Source organism: Nocardia sp. NPDC057455, from assembly GCF_042802775.1.
Lineage (GTDB): Bacteria > Actinomycetota > Actinomycetes > Mycobacteriales > Mycobacteriaceae > Nocardia.
In genome coordinates this window covers 74,042-93,695 of sequence record NZ_JBHVDM010000014.1, presented here as the reverse complement: position 1 = coordinate 93,695, position 19,654 = coordinate 74,042, and the positions used below count along the sequence as shown (strand labels likewise).

The window sequence follows — 19,654 nt, the reverse complement described above, 5'->3', positions numbered from 1 at the left end:
CTCTACCCGCTTATCCTCGAACCGGCGTCGAACCCCCACAGCGCCAATGTCATCAGCAGATTCACCGAGATCATCACCGTGATGCTCGCGCGCATCGCCCGACCGGCCGCGACACCGACTCCCTGGGGCCCACCGCGTGCGTAATAGCCGTAGTAGCACTGGATCGTGGTGGTGACGATGACGAATACGATCGCCTTCAACAGCGAGTACAGGATGTCGGTGCCGCTGAGCACCAGGTCGAAATAGTGTTCGTAGGTCCCGAACGATTGTCCGCCGATGAATCCGACGAACAGCTCCACGGCAGAGTAATCCGCGGCGAGGCCGGCCAGGAACAAAGGAATCACTGCCACGATCGAAGCGAGCAACCGTGTCGAGACGAGGAAGGGAACCGGGCGGATCGCGATGGCGTCGAGCGCATCGATCTCCTCGGAGATCCGCATCGCGCCCAGCTGGGCGGTGAACCGGCACCCCGCTTGGGCGGCGAATGCGATGGAGGCCATGATCGGAGCGAGCTCACGGGTCGCGGCGGTCGCGGCGATCATCCCGGTCGCTGGCTGCATGCCGAGCAGCTTCAACGCGTTGAAACCCTCGATACCGACGATGCCCCCGGCGGCGGCGCCCAGGATGATCATCACCCCCGCCGTTCCGCCGCCGACAATGAGAGAGCCGTTTCCCCAGGTCACATCGGACAGGATCCGCATGGATTCCTTGGTGTAGTGCCGCAGGGCCACCGGTATCGAGACCACGGCGCGCACGAAAAACGTGAACATGTGCCCGAGCCGGATGATGCCGTACCACGGCGGGCGCGCCACGGCGATCGCGGCCCGAACTCCTGGGGGGCGATAGACGGTGGCCATTACAGTGTCGTCCTCGGGAAGAGCATGGTGTAGATCTGGGTGAAGCCGAGGTTGACCACCATCAGCACGACGATGGAGGCCACGACGGCCGCATTGACCGAGTTCGCGACGCCCCCAGGGCCGCCCCGCGCGTTCAGGCCCTTCTCGCACGCGATGACAACGACGATCACACCGAACACGGCGGCCTTGACCATTGCCAGGTACAGATCACCCGCGGTCGCGAAGGAGGAGAAGGTTGCCATGTAACTGCCCGGTGTTCCGTCCTGGACATAGACGTTGAACAGGTAGCCGGCGAGGAAGCCGACAAAACAGCTGACACTGGTGAGTGCCATGGCGATGACGATCCCCGCGGCCAGTCGAGGCACCACGAGCCGGCGCAGCACCGAAACTCCCATGACCTCCATCGCATCGATCTCCTCGCGGATCTTGCGCGAACCGAGATCGGCGCACAGTGCCGAACCGACCGCCGCGGCAAGCAGAAGGGCGGTGACCAGCGGCGCCGACTGACGGATCACGGCCAAGCCGCTCGCGGCGCCGGCCAGCGCGGTGGCGCCGACCTGCCCGGCCAGCAGACCGAATTGGATGGACAGTGTGGCGCTGATGGGCAGTGCGACCGCCACCGTCGGAAGCAGTGAGGTCTTGACCATGAACACCGCTTGAGCGACGAACTCGTCGAATGGAAAGCGACGTCCGGCGATGTCGGTGACGAGGTAGCGAAAAGCACGTCGACCGAGCGCGACCTGCCGTCCGACGGTCCGCAGCGACGCGATGGGGTGTCGCCGCGCGTAATTCTCCGCCCAGTCCTTGATCTCGGCGACCGCGGATGATGCGGCCGGGTGGGAATTCGAGGTCTCATCGAGTGTCACTATGAGCCTCCTCTTTCCGGTGTGGACGTTGGTGCTTGACGGTGACGCGGAACGAACTTGTTCTCGACCGGCCGCACCATGGCGGTAAATCCCTGGCTCGGATACGGTTCCTCGTTACCGCGATTTCGGTGCGGCGAGTTCTCGAAGGGAAGACAGAAACAGTTCATCCATGCGCGGGCTCAGTTCGCTCAGGGTCGCGGCGCTGGCATGGCCGACAGAGCCGAAGACACGTTCGAGGGCATCGGTGGGTGTCGTGGTGCCGATGGAAAGACACAGGCAGGCGATACCGTCGGCGCGGAGTTCTTCGAGTGCCTTGTGGGCGTCGGCTTCCGCGTAGCGGCCTTCGTAACCGTCGTCGTAGGGACAACCGTCCGACAGGACGATCAGCAGCCGGTTCTGGGTGCCCGCTTCATTTTTGAGAATTTCACCCGCACCGCGGATACCGGCGCCCAGGCGCGTGTAGTTCGAGGGTTGGAGCTGGTTGAGCCGGGCTCTTCCGACGGCGCCGAAACGTTGCCCGAACGTCTTGATCGCCGGCAGATGAACAGCGTGGCGCCCCTGTGAGCGAAACGCGTAGACCGCGACGCGGTCGCCGAGTTCTTCGAGCGTGACGGCCAGTACGGCGGCTGCCCGTCGCTGGTGGTCATGGACGGCCAGGCCCTCGGTATCGGTATCGGTGGCCGACCCGGAGGCATCGAGCAGGATGAGGACGCCGAGATTGCGCTCGAGTTTGCGGCGTTCCAGGTAGACGTTTTCCGGTGGTGAGTAGCCCGAACGCAGATCGACGAACAGATCGATGAGCGCTTCGATATCGAGCTCGTCGCCATCGGGTCGGCCGCGCAGGACCTTGGGGCCGAGGCCGATGCGAGACAAGCGTCGCCGGAGCACGTCGTCGTTCGGAACACCCGCGGCGGAGATGTCGGCGGCGACGGTGAGCGGAAAGTCGATCACCCGGCACCATTCCGGCCGGTACCGGTTGTTGTGCACGTCCCACTCCGGATGCAGCGCGCCGCCCACGCCCAGCGCCGCGCCGGGCTTTCCGCCATCGGTGAATTGGATACGGATGGGCAGAGGTTGGGCATCGGCACCCACCGTTCGCACCCGCCGAACAGCGCGAACCTGCATCTCCGCGCCGGCGGATCCATCCCCGGGGGCACGGGAGTTGCCGAGTAGCTTGCGCAGTCGGTCCGACAGCGCCCGCGAGTTGAACAGTGGATTCTCGAACAGTTTGAGGATCTTGCTTTCCCCGGACTGCTCGCTGTCATCGTCGTCCTCATCGGCCTCGGGCAAGTCGATGAGATCGAATTTCAAGCGCAGCTCTTTGTTGGTGGCCCGCGCGCCCGGTCCATTCGTAGGTGCCAGCAATCGGGAGGGTTTGATGACACCGAACCACTGCGGTGGGTCGGTGACCGGCACGCGGCCTGCGGCCACCTCGAGTGACTGCTCGGCGGTCGTGGTGGCCGGTTGCCCGTCAGGACCGAGCGCTGCCGCGAGTGGAATTCGCTCGGCGAGGTCGGCGATCACTCGCCGGCCTTCCAGCGCCAGGTAGCGTCGCGCTACCGCGGGACGTGCCCGAAATGTCCTCACCAGTCGCGGATCCAGGCTCCCCGCCCCCAGCAACGCGGTCTGGACCAGCATTTCACGGCGCTGTTCGGCGACGGAACCTCCCGCCGAGACGAAAATCATCTGACCGTTGGTGTGCGCTGCCTCGCCGGCCGGCGCCGTCGCGACGTCGACAGACCGGCCGGCGATGAAGGTGGCGAGGAGTCGAAACCGGTCGAGGCTGTTCGGATCGGAAGCGTTCATGTGCGAGGCAGAACGGCATCGACGAGTTCGCCGAGGGCGCGCACGATATCCGGATCATCCGACAGTGCCTGGACGATGGCCGACTGGACGGCACTGCGCAGGCTCAGCCCTTCCGCGACGAGGCCGCCGGCCAGGATCAACAACCGGGTGGAGGCCACTTCGCGCAGCGGTGAGCCATCCAGGTTTCGAATGGCGTGACCGAGCTCGACCAACGAACTCGCGGTCTCCGATCCGATTCCGGCTTCGTAGGCGACCACTTCCTTCTCGATGTCGACGGGTGGGAAGTCGAGCTCGATCGCGACGAAACGCTGACGGGTGGACTCCTTGAGGCTCTTCAGGACGCTCTGATAGCCGGGATTGTAGGAGATCACCAGCTGGAAGCCGGGCGCCGCGCGCAACGTCGTGCCGAGTCGATCGATCGGGAGCTCACGGCGGTGATCGGCGAGCGGATGGATGACCACGGTGGTGTCCTGGCGCGCCTCCACCACCTCGTCCAGGTAGCAGATGGCGCCCTCGCGCACGGCCCGCGTCAAGGGCCCGTCCGACCAGACCGTTTCCCCGCCCTCGAGCAGGAACCGGCCCACCAGGTCCGCCGAGGTCATGTCCTCGTGACCCGCGGCGGTGATCAGCTCGCGGCCGAGTTCGTGGGCCATGGCCTCCACGAAGCGCGTCTTCCCGCATCCCGTGGGGCCCTTCAACAACACCGGCGAACCACGTCGGGCCGCGGCACGGAAGACCTCCACCTCATCACCGACCGGCCGGTAGAACGGCGCATCCAGAACCGGGAGTACAGCGGTGGATCGACTGATCGACATATCAATTCCCTCGCTCGAATGGAACGACTTCCGGAAGGTTCGCGCCCTCGGGTAGCACGAGCCGGCCGTCCGGATCGATGTAGCCGGTGTCCTTGCCGGGGATCGGCAGGGCAGGATCGGGGCAGAGCCGCCCTGTGCCTTCACCACAGATACCCATGTCGAAGTACGAGCGCTTCTGGATGTCCTCGGGCCAGGGATCGGCGTTCATGGCGAACCATTGCGCGGGAAGGTTGTAGCACACGAAGAAGAAGAGGCTGCACGCCGCGAAGATCGCCAGGAAGCGCGTAGTTTGCTGCTTCACGAACCCGCCTTGGATGCGTTCGAGTCCCCGCTCTACGAATGTCCGTCCACGATCGTCGGTGAAATAGCGCAGAGCGCACAGACCCGCCTGGACGCCTCCCCACATGAGCCCTTCATAGATCGGCCATTGGTAGTAGGTACCGGCATTGATCGACAGGGACTGGATCGCGCCGGGGTAGGTGAAAAGCCCCATCGGCATCAAGAACATGCCTTCGATGACGAGATCGAAGAAGAACGTCCATACGATCAGGACACCGATCAATCCGTAGTTGTTGATATTCGGCCATTTCGCCTTGGCCCGGCGCATGATCCAACATCCGAGGATCGTGCACAGCAGAACTCCGTAGGAGTAACCCGCGGCGTTCATCAGCAGCGGTTCGGCCATCATCTGGCCCGGTTCCGCTTACGACCGCCAGCCCGGAATGTGCGCGACCCACGAGCCCCGGTTGAACATCCAGGTGTTGTACGTGCTCCACGTGTTGAAGTAGTTCAGCAGCGGATCCTGGAAAAACAGCAGGCCGCAGGCCACCAGCAACATGCCGTCGGTCGTGATCCTCCGCTCACGCCGCCACGGCCTGACGATGAAGTAGTAGATGCCGATCGGCCAGCCGACCAAGATCACGGCTGTCCAGGTGATGAGGATCGTCTTCATCCACGTCGGCGGATCACTGGGTCCGGTGGGCACCCGCACGAAGAATGGCCCGGAGACCCAGCGGATCCACACGTACACCTGGAACGCCAGGATCAGACCGCCGACGATCGCCCAGATCCGGACGGGCTTGCTCGGTGACTGAACCTGGGCGCCCAGCGAGGCCGCTTCGCCGAGCGGCTCGGTGACGGTGGCCGCCTTCTTCCTCTCCCCCGGGCCGCTCATCACACGGCCTCCTTCGGGATCACCGTTGTCCAACGCACCACAAGCTCGTCGGCGTCACAGGAAATGTCTGTCATCGATGGGGCAGTCATCGGTCGCCCTCCTTCAGTATCCCAACGTCCGAAAATATACCAGTCAGAATCTGAGTATCGGAGGGGTTTCTGAGATTCATGGCATGATCGTAGGTATGGTTGAGCCTTGGACGAGGGAGCGGCGCCTCGAGCACACCCGCTCGCTTCTCGTCGACGCCGCGGAACAGGTGTTCGCCGAGAAAGGCTTCACGCTGGCAAGTCTCGACGACATCGCACGGGCGGCCGGCTACACGAAAGGTGCCATCTACAAGCACTTTTCCACGAAGGAAGAACTTTTCCTGGCGGTGAGCGACCGGTACTGGCAGCGCTACTTCGATACGTTCAGCGAACTGCTGTCGGCGGCATCCGAGGTGGGAGCGCATGAACTCGACCAAGTTGCCCAGCGGTGGCGCCAACTCAGTGAGGTTCGAGGGGCCGCGCCCGCCGCTCTGGGCTACGAATTCACTTTGTATCTGTTGCGCAACCCCGAGGCGCGGGAACGGGTAGCGGCCAAGCGAGCAGAGGTCGTCGAAGCGCTGGGGCGGTTCATCGTCGAGGGCCTAGAACGAAGCGGCGCCACCCTACTGATGCCTCCGTTGACATTCGCGCGCGTGCTCATCGCCACCACCGACTCCGTCGCGCTGGGAACCCAACTCGACGACGTCGACCTGTACAGACCGACTCTCGAAATGTATATGTCGGCAATCAAACTGCCCGGACGATAGTCCCACCTCGGATACCGCACGCGCACGAACTGCGGTCTCGGATGACCCGATACATCTCACACCTTCCGTTACCGAACCGGATGTCTCACGGCGCCACCATGCCGTGCAGGGTTGTCGCCACGTACTGCTCCACCACGGGGTCGCGGGATCGCGCCGCGGCCGGAAGGGTGATCAGCAGCGCGTAGAGCCCGAGCAGGAAGAAGACGGCGTGCATCATCGAGTCCGTCCGTCCGTTGGTTTCCCCGCGCACTCGGGCGGCCTCGATCTTCTCGACCACCGACACGATGAACGGATGCTCGACCCAGTTCTTTTCGGGCGGCTGTGACGTGGAGAAGTGCAGGGCGAGGAAGTCCTTGAACAACCGCTTGCCGAGCCGCCGCTCGAGCGACTTGACGACCACGACCGCATGGTTCAGCACGTGCTCGAGATCGGAGTCGTCGGTGAGGCCGCCCCTGAAGTCCGCCTCCATCCTGACCTCCTCCCGCTTCTCCAACTCGAGCAGCACGTGCTCCTTGGTCGGGAAATGGAAGAAGAAGGTGCCGTGCGCTACTCCCGCGGCGGCCACGATCGTGCCCACGTCGGCGTCGACCATTCCAGCGCGCTTGAACTCCACGATGGCCGCGGCGAGGAGACGCTCGCGAGTCTGCTGACGTTTCAGATCCCGCGCGGAGGGCTTGGCTTTCGTCGTCATGATCAGCCTGTAGTAGCACGGAGCAATGACTCGAGTCAATGAGATGCAGTTTGCCCATCTCTCCCATGTCCTGTTGAGATACGTATCGGCTTGCGGCACAGCGTCCTTCGTGTATCAGGTACCCGGCCGAGCGCTGCGAGTCGTTGACTGTCATCATCGAGTCCGCGCAGCATGCCGTCGTCAGCGTGGCGCTACCTCGCCGGCCTCGGCTTCCTGCCGGGCGATCCGTTCGTCGTGGCGACGCACGAGTTCGCGGAAGCCGATGCGGTCCCAGCCCGGCTTGGGCTGGATGCTCCAGGCATCCTCGGCGGTCTGCTGTCCGGCTGCTTCCGGAGGGCCGCCGAAGGGTGCACCGCCGAGCGGGTACGGGTACTCGCACTCGAGGGTGTCGTCGGAGTAGCGGACTTTGTAGAGTTCGTCGCAGATCTCCTGGAACGACAGCGTGGGCCAGCCGTACCACAGGGCCAGCGCGGGAACGGTGAACGCGCCTTCGATGACGAGGGCGAACAGGCAGACGAAGATGCCACGTTTGAGCCACTTGTGCATGCGAGCGTAGGGCGGTGTGGTTCCGAGCGGCAGTTCGGGCTCGTTCGGGGTCTTCGTCGTGGGTGCGGGTGTGGTCATGGTGATTCCTCTAGCGAGAAGCGTTGCAGTGGAGGGTCAGTCGGAGAAGATCTCGCGGTTGACCGTGTGCAGGTAGGGAATCGCCAGGAATGGCGTGATGTAGAAGATGTCGTAGAGCCACCAGCCGACGACAGGCAGCACGACGCCGTCGTAGCGCACGTCGGCGTACATCGTCATGTTGAACGTGTAGCCGATCCAGATGACGATGCCGAACCAGCAGGTGACGATCATCCACTGGTGGCCCCACCGCTTCATCTGCAGGAACGCGACGGCCGCGGCGATCCGCATCGGGAAGACGGTCAGCATGAGCGCGACTTCCCAGCCCTTCTCACCGGGTGCGCCCGCGCCGCCGATCCAGAGTTCGTTGTAGTGCCAGAAGTAGCCGGCGTCGAAGAAGTTGCCCCAGGCGGTGATGATGACGCGGTTGATCAGGGTGTGGTTGGCGATCAGGTCCAGCGCCCACCCGAGGCTGTTCAGCGCCGCGTCGAGGATGACGAGGTAGCCGATCAGAGTGACGATGATCGGGCGCACCGACAGCCCGGCCTCCTGGGCTCTGCGCTGCAGCCAGACACCGCGCAGGAACACCGGAAGGCCGATGATGCCCAGCACGAGCGTGCCCATCATCAGGGTTCCGATGGTCAGCCACCAGTCCGCCTCGCGCTGAGCGCGTTTGGTCTGTTCGAGGTGGTCGTCGTAGCTGTCGGGCACTCCCCCGCCCGATGTCGCCGGGACGCCGGTGCCACGGCGCAGCTGAAATGCCGGAAAGTTCACGGTGGCTCCTACCAGTCCCGGACCGAGTACATGTGCAGCTGGATGAGGAACATCGCCAGGAGGAATCCGTAGGCGAAGATCTGGACGGCGATGAGCGCGCGGCGGCGTCTGCGATCCTGCTCGTTCATGGGCGTGACTTTCTGTCGGCGGGTGGGGTCAGGTGGCAGTGGCCGGTGCCGCGGCCAGGTGGGCCGCCGCGATCTCGCGCAGGCCCTCGTTGACGGCGCCATCGCTGCTCAGCGGCGCGAGGATGCAGGCCTCGGCTGCCTCGAGCTCGCCTACCCCAGCGGTGATCAGATGCGCGGCGGTGACGAGGACTCGGGTCGAGGGCGGTTCGAAATGGAAGACCTCGTCGGCCCGGCGGATTGCCGCGGCGCAGCGCACCAACCGTTCGGCGCCGGCGAGGTCGAGGCCGGTCCCGGCGGCGATCACCCGCGCTTCACGCTCGGGATCCAGATAGTTCATGGCGAGGGTGACAAAGCGTTGCCGAAACGAGGGTTTGAGGTCCTTGAGCGAGCTGCGATAGGCCGGGTTGTAGGAGCACACGAGCATGAACTCGACCGGCGCCTGCACGACCTCGTCGGTTCGGTCCAAGTACAGGGCGCGGCGGTGGTCGGTCAGCGAGTGCAGGATCGCCAGCGAATCGTGCCGCGCCTCGACGACCTCGTCGAGATAGCAGATAGCCCCCGCCTTGACCGCGCGGGTCAGGGGGCCGTCGCTCCAGACGACATCGCCGCCGGTGACCAGGAATCGGCCGACCAGGTCGGAGCTGGTCAGGTCGTCGTGGCAGCTGACGGTGACGACCGGGCGGTCCAGTCTCACGCCCATGTGCTCGACGAAGCGGGTCTTGCCGCAACCGGTGGGGCCGGTCAGCATGACCGGCATCTGCTGCCGGTACGCGGATTCGAACAGCTGGATGTCCAGGCCGTTGCCCTGGTAGTTGTCGATGCTCATCGCACCCCTTCGGTTCGGGTCGCTCACGCGACCAGTTCGCGGTGCACGTGGGCCAGCACCCGGGGAAGCTCTTCCACCCGTCGGATGCGGCGGGATCGGCGGTCGCCGAAGACGGTCGGCAACGGGTCGACCCGGGTCGGGCCGACTCCGAGGTAGTAGACCGACACTCCGGCCTCCTCCGCCTCGAGCACCGCGCGAGCGACATCGGCCCAGGCGTAGCGGCCCTCGTACCCTTCGTCGCTCATCAGCCCGTCGCCGACGATGATGAGCAGCCGCCGCTCCGAAGGCTGTGCGAGCAGGCGACTGGTCAGGTGCCGCAGCGGCCCGCCGAGGCGGGTGTAGCCGCCGGTGGCGAGGCCGATGCTGCCGGGGTCGACGAACCGCCGATCCTGGAAGTCCTTGAGGCAGCGCACTTCCACCCGGTGCCGCGTATTGCCGGTGAATAGGAAGATGCCGTGCCGCTCTCGGGCCAGTGTCATCGCCCGGGACAGCGCGTCGGCGCAGGCGAGTTCGAGCCGGAAGACCTGCCCTTGGTGCACACCGAGGGAGGAACTGCCGTCGAGCAGTATCGCGGTGGTGACATCGCGAGAATCGAGCACCAAGTCGCGGAAGATCCGGGGTTCGGCAGTCTCACCGGTAGCCGCATCGACGAAATACCTTGTATAGCGGTCGATGTCGATGTCGCTGCCCTCTTCGAGGCCGCTCCGCATTGCGCGGTGGGTGCGCTGCTCGAACCAGCATCGGATATCGGTGGCCACCGGCCCGGGCGGGCACGCCCGGGTGGGGTGCCTGCGTTCCAGCACCGCCACGTGGTCACGCAGGTACTTCTCGGTCCACAGGTTCCACTCCGGATAGGGAATTCCGACCCGCTGGTCCGGGCGGATCTCGATGTCCTCGTTCTCCGGACGGCTCGGCGGCGGCAGGTTGGGGTTGCGCACACCGCCCTCACCGCCGACCGGTATGGACATAGCACGGTGGGCATCCACTCGCGACGAGGTCCACGGCATCCGGCCGTACATCCGCCGTGCCATCGAGGTGAGCGCGTGCCGGGGTGGACGGGACAGGGTGACCGCCCCGAGCAACGGATGTTCGGCGACCCGGGAGCCGCCGCGCGCCATGGCGATTGCGTCGGCGATCATGTCGACCGCCTCGGTGTTGGGATCGCGCGGCTCCAGCGCCGGCACCTGGGCCCGGATTTCGGTCACCAGACCAGGCATGTGCTCGGCGACCCAGCCGAGCGCGACACCGCCTTCGACCAGCGCCAGACAGGCCAGTTCCCTGGCCGGCATCTCATGGAGCGCGTACCCCTCGAGACGATCCTTGGACGGGGCGCACTGCAGAGCTATACCGCAGGTCAAAGTCCGGCGCGTCCAGCTGCTCACGACATGCGGATACGGGACGTGCACGATGGTGCGGGCGGGGTTCAGTCCGAACGCCCGCCGTTCTCCGCTGATCACCCGCGCCCCGCCGCGCCGGCCGCGGGACAGCGCCACCGCGGTCAGCGCGCAGCTGGTTTCGATCGCCTGCGCGTCGGCGGCGGCCGCGGTGTTCACGGCCGCGCCCCGCTCGGTACCGGCGCACTGGTCGGGAGCATGGTCAGAAGGTCCCGATGTTGCGCATCACCCAGTACCAGAATCCCACCACGGCGAGCATGGAACCCCAGCCGATGACGAGTCGAACGATGTCCTGCCACATGGGTGAACCTCCGGGTTGATCTGTTGTCGGACGAAAAATGTTGCTCAGCGACGTGATACGAGGTCGTCGCGGCTCGATTTCGCGTAGCGCCGTGGCTACGCAGTTGTCGAGCATCGCGGCGCGTACCGGCTTCGACTCCGAGGTCGTCGGGAGCAGCGCGTAGAGCCCGAGCAGGAAGAACACACCGGTTTGGAACGGGTCCGCCTCGACCACCAGAACGATCACCGGATGCTAGGTCCACTCGTCCTCGCGAGGGCGGTTGAACGAAAAATGCAGCGTGAGAATCGCTTTGAAGAGAAAAGCGGCCTATCCGGCGCTCCGCGGTCAGAATCAGCGCCACCACCTCGGCGAAGAACGAGGCCAGGTCGTGCGACTCGGCCTGAAACCGGCTCAGCCGCTTCGCGATCCGGGATTCCTCGCGTCGCTCCAGTTCGAGCAGCACGTGTTCCTTGGCTGGGAAGTGGAAATAGAAGGTCCGCCTGGCGACACCGGCGGCCTCGACGATGGCACTGATCTCGGCTTCCGCGGTGCCCGCGCGGCGGAACTCCGCCACCGCCGCGTCCAGAACTCGCTCGCACGTCTCGCGCCGCCGCGCCTGGCGGCCCTGCGCCATCGCTTCCATGGGTTGTTTGTAGACCAAGTTGCTGACTAAAGTCAACGACTTAAGTCGGTCAAATGCAGAAAGTGGGCTACACCAGAAGATATTTGGACCACATACGCGAAGGCACGCTCGTCGCGAGGCTGCCTGCTGCTGCCGGCGATCACCAGCGCAGCGATCACCACACCAAGAACGCCAAGAAGCGCGGCCACGACCGCGATACTCCGCGCCCTGTCGGAGTTCGCCGAGGAGGCAGCGGGTTCGCTGCGAGTACCGCAGGGCTGTGTGGCGTGCCCGCCGCGCCGCCGAGACGCGGCGGGCGCTTCCGAGCCTCGCAGCGCGCCACCAGCGCCGCCGCCCACCGCGGCGCCCAACAGTAGTCCGGCCACTGAGGCGACCACGGCACCGATCGTGCAGCCGACGATTCCTCCGATCGTGGCATCCAGCGGTGCCCCAACTCCCCCGGTCAGAATTCCGCCGATCGCCGCCCCGGCGAGGCCGCCGACAGCCAATCCAGCGAGGCATCCTCCGAGTACAGGCAGCGGCGTGGCCAGTACTCTGCCGGTGTAGGCACCCATGAATCCGGCGGCCATCGCCGCCGCGGGCGCGTGGATCGGTCCGGCGTCCGGTCGTCGGCGGTCGAGTCGGGTCGGGTCGCCGGCCATGGGCGCTCATTTCCGATTTCGGTGAGCCGGGAGCGCCACCGCCGCTACTGCGACCATAGCCGCGGCGATCAGGCAGAAGGCCCGGCTGTGGCCCTCGGCCACGCCCGCCGCCGTTGAGCCGGACGGGACGGTGGCGGTGATCAGCGCGGCCAGCCCGAGGGCCGCTCCGACTTGTTCGGTGGTGTTCATCAGCCCCGACGCCGCGCCCGTGTCAGCGGCGGGCACGCCCGCGGTGACGGCGGTGGTGATCGGGGTGTTGAGCAGTCCGCCGCCGATGCTGAACACTACGGCGGGACCGAGGATGCCGGTGAGAAAGTCACTGCCGGCACCGAGCTGAGCCTGCCAGAAGAGTCCGGCCGCGGCCGGCAGCGCCCCAAACCGCGACGAGCACGCGCCCGTCGACCAGACGCATCAGCGTCGGTGTCACCTGGGTACCGATCGCGATGGTGATCAGCGTATGGGGCAGGAACGCCAGCCCGGTCTGAATCGGGCTGTAGCCGAGCACGTTCTGCATCGACAACGTCAGGAAGAACCACATCGGATTCAGGCACGCCCCCGCCAGAAGCACCGCCACGTTACCCACAGCCACCGAACGAATTCGAAACAGCCGCAACGGAATCAACGGCACCACCGCCCACCGCGCCTGGACCACGACGAATCCGACCAATAGTCCCACCCCTGCGACGAGCGCTGCCAGTGTCACCGGCGCTGACCAGCCCCGCGACGTGGCCCGGGCGAATCCATACGCAATCGCGGCCAGACCGCAGGTCGCCAGCACCGCCCCCGGTAAATTCAGCCGCGAGAGCGGCCCGCTCACCGGGTGCGCCGCAACGACCCGCACGGCCAGGACCCCGCCGAGCAGATTGCCCGCGGTTCCACCGGCTGGATGCGCTGCATGCAGCTACCTTGGTGGCCAAGACAGTCATTTGACGGAATGGGCACCTCGATCGGCACCGGCCCGGTCGTCTCGGTCAACACCGTCTTCGACCTGGTCCCATTACGCACATTCACCGATTCCCGGCCCTCGGGCGCCTGGTTGGGTCCGTATCCCAGATGCTCGGTCATCTCCTCGTTCAGCGCGGTCTCGAGGACGGTCTTGGTGAACTGCTGCAGCAGCCCCTCCGGTCCGGTCAGGGACAAGCTCTGCTGTTTGGCCATCCGGACCAACTCCGCCGCTGCCAGCTGCTCGGCCGAGGCCTCGGCCTTCTTCTTCGCCACGGCATCAACTGTCGTCATCACGGCACCTCCCCGCTGACCATCCGGTCAGCGAATCAGGCCGGAAACCCTTGAATCCACAGTCCCTGGGTCAGCGGCTCGGCAGCATGTGGGCGAGAAATGCGGCCGTATCGTGGCGGGCGTGCGGCAAGAGTGTGAAGTGGTCGGCCGCAGGGTAGACAAGCAGGCGGATGTCGGTGCCGCTTTGTTCGAGTTGTTGCTGGAGCAGGACGGTGGTCGGGATCGGTTGCACAGTGTCGGCTCCGCCCTGCAGAAGCAGCAGCGGCCGGTCGTAGCCGGTCGTGGGCGCGGCCATGTACTCGCGGAGTGCGGCGGTCAGGGCCGGATCGGACAGGGGTTTGGCGAACAGCTGACTGAAGGGACGACCGGTGAGGGCTTGTTCCGCTGACCTCAGGCAGTCTTCCCCGGACTCCGCGATGGCCACCACATGTTTGCCTCGTTCGCTCAGGTGGTCGGCGACGCCCAGCTCCGGATGCGCGTGGTCGAGGCCGGCCAGGATCATCAAGACCCTGAGCTGCAGTCCCGCGGGGAACGGCACAGCCAGGTCCGGTCCGGAGAGCGCGGAGATCAACTGCTCGTAGTTGCTCGTCGGAGCGAATGCGGCGGTGCCGCGCAGATCGAGTTCCGGTGCGTAGCTCGAAGACAACTGTGCCCCGTGCAACACCGCATGCCCGCCGATCGAATGTCCGGCCAGCGCATAGGAAACCGATAGGTCCGGCTCGACGAGGCGGCCGGCGCGGACGATATCGAGCACCGCGTGTCCTTCCGCGCGTCCGGAAAGATACTCGTAGCGCCCGGGCGCCCCGAGCCCGATGTAGTCGGTGGCCACCACGGCGTACCCCTGGGCTAGCAGGTCGGTCAGCTGCGGTGTTTCGTCGTGTGTATCCGCGATCCCGCCGAGGAGATTGGGTGTACACCCCTGTGCCATCCCGCTCGTGCCGTGCGCCCAGGACACCACCCGCCACCCGCCCGGCGGTGCGGCCCCGGCGGGCAGGTAGACGTTTCCGCCGCTGATCGCCGGCTCGCCGTCGCGGCCGGTGGTTCGATAGACGAGCCGATACCCCTCGCCCGCCGCGGGAATGAGTTCGGTCGCCTCCAGCGACCGGGACGACACGATGGTTCCGGGGCCGCTCGAAGCTACCGGGTCCGCCGCTGCCACTCCTGCGACCGGTACCGCGCATCCGGCGACCAGCAGCGCCGAAATCGCGCGTCGTACGGCGATCCGCATGCCTGGACCGGTTGTCGTATTTCGCATAGAACGCCTCTCATGTAATGGGGTGAACGAAAGGTAGGTGCCGGGTATGGCCGCTTCGCCGACCGGCCGTATAGCCCTCAACCGGCGGCCGGAGTCGGCACACCGCACTCGCGGGCACGAGCGACTACGCATGTCGGCCCGCTCGCCCGAACGGGAACGGTGCCCTTTCACGAACCGCCGTGAGCCCGCCAGATCGCCGACGGGTTCGGCGACTGAGGCGGGCACGGCTGCTCGCCGGGCCGTGCCAGCAGGTGGGTACGGAGGTAACCGAGGATCTCGGCGCGGGCCGGCCGGGCCGCGGGAACCAGCCCGGGCATGGAAAGGAAGGCGTGCACCGCCTCCGGATAGTGCGTCAGCGTCGCGTCGACGTCCGCCTGCCGCAGGCGGTCGGCGTAGGCCGTGGCCTGGTCCGCCAGCGGGTCCAGCCCCGCGGCTTGGATGAGCGCCGGGGCCGCCCCCGCGAGGTCGTCACGCAGCAGGGGGGTGATCGTCGTGCGATCGAACGGTTCGGGAATCGCGAAACGCAGCATGGCACGGCAGAAGGCCGGCGTCGGGCTCGGTGCGTCCGCGTTCTCGGTGAACGAGTGATAGTCGAATATACGGTCGGTCCAATCGAGTTGCGGATTTATCAGCACCTGCGCCCGTACCGCCAGCCCGAGTTCGCGGGCGTGGATCGCAGTGAGCGCCGCGAGCGTGGCTCCCGCGCTGGCGCCCAGCAGGGCGATTCGGGCGGGGTCCGCGCAGAACGCCGGGGCTGATTCGGCCAGCTGGGCCGCGGCGTCGTGGGCGTCTTCGACGAATGCGCCGATCCGATGTTCGGGGGCCAGCCGGTAGTCGACGGAGGTGACCACGGCCGGAAGGTTCGCCGCCAAGTGCCCGAGCAGCCAATCGTCCTGATCCGGTGCACCGCCGAGGAATCCGCCGCCGTGGAACGCAATGATCAAAGGCAGCGCCGAGTCTTCCCGTTCGGGCCGGTAGACCCGCACGTCCACGCGTCGTTGTGGGAGATCGAGTGTGTGCGTGGTGATGCGTGCGCGCTGATCAGGCTTGCCGGTGACCAGTCTGCCCAGTGCCGAGCGGCGCTTGTGGGCCTGAGCCTCACGTACCTCGATGATCTGTTCGGGGGTGATCGAATCCCAGTCCGGCTCGGTGGTAAGCGCGGACAGAATGCGAACTCGCAGTGGAACTTTGCCTCTCACGCCATCGATTCTCGATCCGGTGGGCACGTCCCGCGTCCGTCAGCGGTCGGCACTGTCTACGTCGATCCGCGTACGCAGATCGCAAACGTCTGCGCGGGAGGTCGTAGCCGCGCGGACGTCGACGAGGACCGAGCCGCGTGGCGGCTGTGCCGGACGAATTCGATCGCCGCCGCGGGCTGCCGCAGCTAGGGCTGGTCAGCCCGGTCTGGTATGAGATGACGACCAGCAGGGCGTCGCCGTCGGCGATCACCCGGATAGCGTGCGGCAGTTCGGCGGCTCGCGCATCTTTGCGCAGGAATCCGCTCGCGTCCGCCCGCAAGGCTTCGAAAACGTTCTCGTCGGTGTCCGCCGGGGACTCTTCGGCCCGATGATCGTGCAACCTCGCGTGCAACCCGATCCCGGGCAGCTGGATCTCACGCTGACCGTGCACACACTGGATGGAGCCGCCACGATCGCGGGTGGGCACGAACACCTCGCGTCGCCGGGCACCGCGGTCCGATTGCGGCTGATCAACGCCAGTTCCGATCCGCATCGCTTCGCGTTGGCGGGCACCTCGTTCCGTGTTGCCGCCGTCGACGGCCGCGACCTGACGCGGCCCGGCGAGATCAGCCGTATCGGGTTGCGCGCACCCGCGGGTGGGCGCTACGACCTCGTATTCGTCATGCCGGACGCAGCTGTGGCACTGGTGCTGGACGCCGACCGCGCCCACCCTCTGTGGTTACATCCCACCAGCGATCGGCACAACCGCGTGCCCGTCATCGCCGGTATCGAGAAATGGCCCGAACTCGATCTGCTGACCTACGGGACCCCGGTGCCGGTTCCGTTGCGCGGCGCTGCCACCGACCGGCACTTCACCCTGGTTCTCGACCGTGGAGTCGCCATGGTCGATGGAGTGCCGACCTATGCGCACACCGTCAACGGGCGCGGGCATCCCTCGATTCCGGATCAACTCGTCGCCGAGGGCGATATCGTCGGTCTCACCGTGGTGAACCGGAGCCGCGAAACCCACCCCTGGCACCTGCACGGCCATGCGGTGTTGATCCTGTCGAGAGACAGACAGCCCGCGACGGGCAGCCCGCTGTGGGTCGACACCTTCGATGTTCGCCCCGGAGAAGTCTGGGAAGTCGTGTTTCGAGCATCGAATCCGGGCATCTGGATGACTCACTGCCACAACCTGCCGCACGCACATCAGGGGATGATGCTGCACGTACGCTACGACGGTGTCACCACTCCGTTCGGCGGCATGCGGGACGCAGGCTCCCGACGCCACCATTGACGAGCGCACCGGCCCGCAGCCCTGGCGCGGCGAGGTCCTGCTGCGTCCCGGCGTGCTCGCCTTCAGCGGATCGATCGGCCCGACCGGCACCCACGCCCACCACGCCGTCCAGGTGATAGTCGGGGCCGGCCCGATCACCGTTGCCGGCGACCACGCCGAGTGCACCGGTACCCACATGATCATCCCCGCCGATGCATCGCATCGCGTTCTGCGCGGCGCCCCCGCAGGTATCGCGATGTTCCTCGATCCGGACAGCACCGCCGGTCGTGCCGCCACACACCGCGCCCACACCGCCGGCTGGTCCGGTGGACCGGCGCTGTCCCTGCCCGATCAGGATGCGCCGGTGGCCGCGGCCGTCACCGAACTGATGGCGATCTTGGCGCCGCACAGCACAGCCGTCTCCCACGCCGTCCGCCACCCGGCGGTGGCCTCCGCGCTGCACTGCCTGCCGGTCGTCGTCGCCTCCGGGACCATTCGCACCGCCGATCTCGCCGCCCGCGTCGGCATTTCGGCGAGCAGACTGACACATCTTTTCACCGCTCAGGTCGGGCTGCCGCTGCGCCGCTACGTGCTCTGGTTGCGGCTGATGATCGCGCGGGACGCGGTGGCCGGCGGCGCGGACCTCACCACCGCCGCGCATGCCGCCGGGTTCGCCGACAGCGCCCACCTGACTCGCACCTGCCGGGAGACCTTCGGCCTGCCGCCCTCGGCGCTGAGCCGGAACCTGTCCTGGCACAACGATTCGCGATAGCCGAATCGTTCAAGCCGGATGCGGTGTCGAGCCAGCACGCTCAACGCATGCACACGACCATACTGTTGGCGGCACAACGAATCACGCGGTATGCCTATGTACCATTCATGCTGCTCGGGCTCAACGGGCTCGGTATCGCCCTCTCGGCTGCGGGCGCCCCGAAATATTGGCTCCTCGCGATCCTGGCCTCGGCGATCGCAGCCTCGTTCCTGGCCGAACGGATCATCCCGTACGAGCAGGGCTGGAACCACGACCTCGGCGACAGTCGCCGCGACCGTATCCACGCGATGGTCAACGAAACCCTGATCCTGATCAGCGTCGCCGCCATTCCGCTGCTGGCCGCGATCCTCCCGAGCGCGCGGATCTGGCCCGGCGAGCTGCCCTTCGCCGGACAGGTCCTCCTTGCCGTACTGATCGCCGACTTCGGCATCACCACGGTGCATCTGGCCAGTCACAAGATCGGGCTGCTGTGGCGATTCCACGCCGTGCACCACAGCGTCACCCGGTTCTACGGACTCAACGGCCTGATGAAACATCCCGTCCACCAGACCGTCGAGATGGCCGCCGGCGTCGCGCCGCTGATTCTGCTCGGCCTGCCCGTCGACGTGGCCTCCGTCCTCGCCCTCGCCGTCGCGATCCAGCTGCTGCTACAGCACTCCAATGCCGACTACCGTGTCGGTCCCGCCGGATACGTCCTCGCGCTCAACGCGGGCCACCGCTTCCATCACCTCAAGTGGGCCGGTATCGGCGACGTGAACTTCGGGCTGTTCACCCTGCTCTGGGACCACCTCTACCGCACCTACTCCTACGATCCCGGCCGGCGCTTCACCTCCGAACAGCTCGGCATGGCGGCCGAACCCGATTACCCGGTCGACTACGCCCGCCAGCTGATCCACCCTTTCACCGCCGCGGGCGGCTGCGGGACGACCACCACGAACACATAGACGCGACGCTTCCGATTCCGGCGGCGGCGCAAAACGGGAGGTTCGGGGCGAGAATCGATTCCGCCGGTGTCGCCCAGCAGATACCTTGACTTGCCGATGCTTTGACCACGCCCAGCGCGCTGTGTCAGCTGTCTGGCAGCCAGCTGCTGGTTCCGGGCGTCCGGCCGGTGTCCCGTTAGACGATCCGCCAATGGAACACCACGGTCGCAGAACTCACGCCCTGGTCACGGTGTTCCGTAGAGGTGTTCCGTGAACTGTTCCGGTAGCCTCGGCCACCAGCACCCCGACTGGCAGCAGATGATCCTCTCCGTATTCCAGGCGGTCAGTGACCTTCTTATCGAGGTGCTGGGCAAGGAATTCAACTTCCTCACATCGCTGATGACGGACACGCCCCAGCAGGCAGGTCAGGTGAACGGATTCTTCAGCGACTTGATGCGTCACCTCGGAGGACAGGTGGAGCCAGATCGTGGGGTGATACCGGCAGCTCGGCGTGGGCTCGCGTGTGCCTGCGCGGGTTCCCGGTACCGCTTCCTTGTGTGACGAATGCCCAATCGAAGGAGAAGGCAATGACCAAAGCGGAGCAGGATCTCGAGGTGAAGCAGGTTGTTGTGTCCGAAGCCTCGAAGTCGGCCGAACGTACCTCGGTCGGCTGGTACAAGCTCTACAACGATATGGACGCCTCCG

At 66.2% G+C, this 19,654-nt stretch carries 19 protein-coding genes and 3 pseudogenes; 5 read left to right on the top strand and 17 right to left on the bottom strand.

The annotated features are described in order from the left end of the window. Positions 1 to 2 precede the first annotated feature (2 nt). From ACFU5M_RS08575 to ACFU5M_RS08555, 5 genes and pseudogenes are all read right to left on the bottom strand, one after another. On the bottom strand, positions 3 to 857 hold the full coding sequence (locus tag ACFU5M_RS08575; RefSeq protein ID WP_379045953.1) for an ABC transporter permease: 855 nt from the start codon (positions 855 to 857) through the stop codon (positions 3 to 5). After that, the gene (locus ACFU5M_RS08570) at positions 857 to 1,723 is read right to left on the bottom strand and encodes an MlaE family ABC transporter permease (RefSeq protein ID WP_379045950.1); all 867 of its coding nucleotides are present in this window, start codon (positions 1,721 to 1,723) and stop codon (positions 857 to 859) included. The genes ACFU5M_RS08575 and ACFU5M_RS08570 overlap by 1 nt, the downstream gene beginning before the upstream one ends. 114 nt (positions 1,724 to 1,837) lie before the next feature. After that, entirely contained in the window at positions 1,838 to 3,529 is a 1,692-nt protein-coding gene (locus ACFU5M_RS08565; RefSeq protein ID WP_379045947.1) for a nitric oxide reductase activation protein NorD, read from the bottom strand. Further along, positions 3,526 to 4,344, bottom strand: a complete 819-nt coding sequence (locus ACFU5M_RS08560) for a CbbQ/NirQ/NorQ/GpvN family protein (protein WP_379045944.1) — start codon at positions 4,342 to 4,344, stop codon at positions 3,526 to 3,528. Before ACFU5M_RS08560 ends, ACFU5M_RS08565 begins: the two co-directional genes overlap by 4 nt. Before the next feature lies 1 nt (position 4,345). Further along, positions 4,346 to 5,518, bottom strand: a pseudogene (locus ACFU5M_RS08555) (spirocyclase AveC family protein). Positions 5,519 to 5,702: 184 nt separating this feature from the next. On the opposite strand from ACFU5M_RS08555, the gene ACFU5M_RS08550 reads away from it, so the two are divergent. Then, the gene (locus ACFU5M_RS08550) at positions 5,703 to 6,311 is read left to right on the top strand and encodes a TetR/AcrR family transcriptional regulator (RefSeq protein ID WP_379045941.1); all 609 of its coding nucleotides are present in this window, start codon (positions 5,703 to 5,705) and stop codon (positions 6,309 to 6,311) included. A gap of 85 nt (positions 6,312 to 6,396) precedes the next feature. On the opposite strand, the gene ACFU5M_RS08545 is transcribed toward ACFU5M_RS08550, so the two are convergent. The 12 genes and pseudogenes from ACFU5M_RS08545 to ACFU5M_RS08490 all read right to left on the bottom strand — a co-directional run bounded on the left by ACFU5M_RS08545 (position 6,397) and on the right by ACFU5M_RS08490 (position 15,999). Beyond that, positions 6,397 to 7,002, bottom strand: a complete 606-nt coding sequence (locus ACFU5M_RS08545) for a TetR/AcrR family transcriptional regulator (RefSeq protein ID WP_379045938.1) — start codon at positions 7,000 to 7,002, stop codon at positions 6,397 to 6,399. A gap of 180 nt (positions 7,003 to 7,182) precedes the next feature. Further along, entirely contained in the window at positions 7,183 to 7,626 is a 444-nt protein-coding gene (locus ACFU5M_RS08540; protein WP_379045935.1) for a hypothetical protein, read from the bottom strand. Positions 7,627 to 7,662: 36 nt separating this feature from the next. Next, a complete protein-coding gene (locus ACFU5M_RS08535; RefSeq protein WP_379045932.1) occupies positions 7,663 to 8,397 on the bottom strand; it encodes a hypothetical protein in 735 nt (244 codons plus the stop codon). A gap of 156 nt (positions 8,398 to 8,553) precedes the next feature. Continuing rightward, positions 8,554 to 9,351, bottom strand: coding sequence for a CbbQ/NirQ/NorQ/GpvN family protein (locus tag ACFU5M_RS08530; protein ID WP_379045929.1), 798 nt, complete (start codon positions 9,349 to 9,351; stop codon positions 8,554 to 8,556). A 23-nt stretch (positions 9,352 to 9,374) separates the two neighbouring features. Continuing rightward, positions 9,375 to 10,904, bottom strand: a complete 1,530-nt coding sequence (locus ACFU5M_RS08525; protein ID WP_379045926.1) for a nitric oxide reductase activation protein NorD — start codon at positions 10,902 to 10,904, stop codon at positions 9,375 to 9,377. A gap of 211 nt (positions 10,905 to 11,115) precedes the next feature. After that, positions 11,116 to 11,659, bottom strand: a pseudogene (locus ACFU5M_RS08520) (helix-turn-helix domain-containing protein); the annotation flags it as partial. Positions 11,660 to 11,700: 41 nt separating this feature from the next. Continuing rightward, complete coding sequence (locus ACFU5M_RS08515) at positions 11,701 to 12,309, bottom strand: hypothetical protein (RefSeq protein WP_379045923.1); 609 nt, start codon at positions 12,307 to 12,309, stop codon at positions 11,701 to 11,703. Between the two features lie 6 nt (positions 12,310 to 12,315). Further along, on the bottom strand, positions 12,316 to 12,594 hold the full coding sequence (locus ACFU5M_RS08510) for a hypothetical protein (RefSeq protein WP_379045920.1): 279 nt from the start codon (positions 12,592 to 12,594) through the stop codon (positions 12,316 to 12,318). Between the two features lie 31 nt (positions 12,595 to 12,625). Beyond that, positions 12,626 to 13,126, bottom strand: coding sequence for a hypothetical protein (locus ACFU5M_RS08505; protein WP_379045917.1), 501 nt, complete (start codon positions 13,124 to 13,126; stop codon positions 12,626 to 12,628). Between the two features lie 119 nt (positions 13,127 to 13,245). Next, positions 13,246 to 13,548 (bottom strand): annotated as a pseudogene (locus ACFU5M_RS08500) (transposase); the annotation flags it as partial. Between the two features lie 67 nt (positions 13,549 to 13,615). Then, on the bottom strand, positions 13,616 to 14,659 hold the full coding sequence (locus ACFU5M_RS08495) for an alpha/beta fold hydrolase (RefSeq protein ID WP_379045914.1): 1,044 nt from the start codon (positions 14,657 to 14,659) through the stop codon (positions 13,616 to 13,618). A 308-nt stretch (positions 14,660 to 14,967) separates the two neighbouring features. Beyond that, positions 14,968 to 15,999: an alpha/beta hydrolase gene (locus tag ACFU5M_RS08490; protein WP_379045911.1), complete on the bottom strand. Its 1,032-nt coding sequence runs from the start codon at positions 15,997 to 15,999 to the stop codon at positions 14,968 to 14,970. A 367-nt stretch (positions 16,000 to 16,366) separates the two neighbouring features. Here ACFU5M_RS08490 and ACFU5M_RS08485 point away from each other — a divergent pair, with 367 nt between their 5' ends. The 4 genes from ACFU5M_RS08485 to ACFU5M_RS08470 all read left to right on the top strand — a co-directional run bounded on the left by ACFU5M_RS08485 (position 16,367) and on the right by ACFU5M_RS08470 (position 19,510). Next, positions 16,367 to 17,275, top strand: coding sequence for a multicopper oxidase domain-containing protein (locus tag ACFU5M_RS08485; RefSeq protein WP_379045908.1), 909 nt, complete (start codon positions 16,367 to 16,369; stop codon positions 17,273 to 17,275). Next, positions 17,220 to 18,026, top strand: coding sequence for a helix-turn-helix domain-containing protein (locus ACFU5M_RS08480; RefSeq protein WP_379045905.1), 807 nt, complete (start codon positions 17,220 to 17,222; stop codon positions 18,024 to 18,026). Before ACFU5M_RS08485 ends, ACFU5M_RS08480 begins: the two co-directional genes overlap by 56 nt. A 47-nt stretch (positions 18,027 to 18,073) precedes the next feature. Beyond that, positions 18,074 to 18,970, top strand: a complete 897-nt coding sequence (locus tag ACFU5M_RS08475) for a sterol desaturase family protein (RefSeq protein ID WP_379045902.1) — start codon at positions 18,074 to 18,076, stop codon at positions 18,968 to 18,970. A 249-nt stretch (positions 18,971 to 19,219) separates the two neighbouring features. Beyond that, a complete protein-coding gene (locus ACFU5M_RS08470) occupies positions 19,220 to 19,510 on the top strand; it encodes a hypothetical protein (RefSeq protein WP_379045899.1) in 291 nt (96 codons plus the stop codon). Positions 19,511 to 19,654: the final 144 nt, after the last annotated feature.

Bases quoted from the DNA above. Each gene is read 5' to 3' on its own strand.
- ACFU5M_RS08540 (WP_379045935.1), bottom strand. From the start codon at position 7,626: ATGACCACACCCGCACCCACGACGAAGACCCCGAACGAGCCCGAACTG.
- ACFU5M_RS08475 (WP_379045902.1), top strand. From the start codon at position 18,074: ATGCACACGACCATACTGTTGGCGGCACAACGAATCACGCGGTATGCC.
- ACFU5M_RS08575 (WP_379045953.1), bottom strand. From the start codon at position 857: ATGGCCACCGTCTATCGCCCCCCAGGAGTTCGGGCCGCGATCGCCGTG.
- ACFU5M_RS08560 (WP_379045944.1), bottom strand. From the start codon at position 4,344: ATGTCGATCAGTCGATCCACCGCTGTACTCCCGGTTCTGGATGCGCCG.
- ACFU5M_RS08550 (WP_379045941.1), top strand. From the start codon at position 5,703: ATGGTTGAGCCTTGGACGAGGGAGCGGCGCCTCGAGCACACCCGCTCG.
- ACFU5M_RS08485 (WP_379045908.1), top strand. From the start codon at position 16,367: ATGATCGTGCAACCTCGCGTGCAACCCGATCCCGGGCAGCTGGATCTC.
- ACFU5M_RS08565 (WP_379045947.1), bottom strand. From the start codon at position 3,529: ATGAACGCTTCCGATCCGAACAGCCTCGACCGGTTTCGACTCCTCGCC.
- ACFU5M_RS08530 (WP_379045929.1), bottom strand. From the start codon at position 9,351: ATGAGCATCGACAACTACCAGGGCAACGGCCTGGACATCCAGCTGTTC.
- ACFU5M_RS08545 (WP_379045938.1), bottom strand. From the start codon at position 7,002: ATGACGACGAAAGCCAAGCCCTCCGCGCGGGATCTGAAACGTCAGCAG.
- ACFU5M_RS08515 (WP_379045923.1), bottom strand. From the start codon at position 12,309: ATGGCCGGCGACCCGACCCGACTCGACCGCCGACGACCGGACGCCGGA.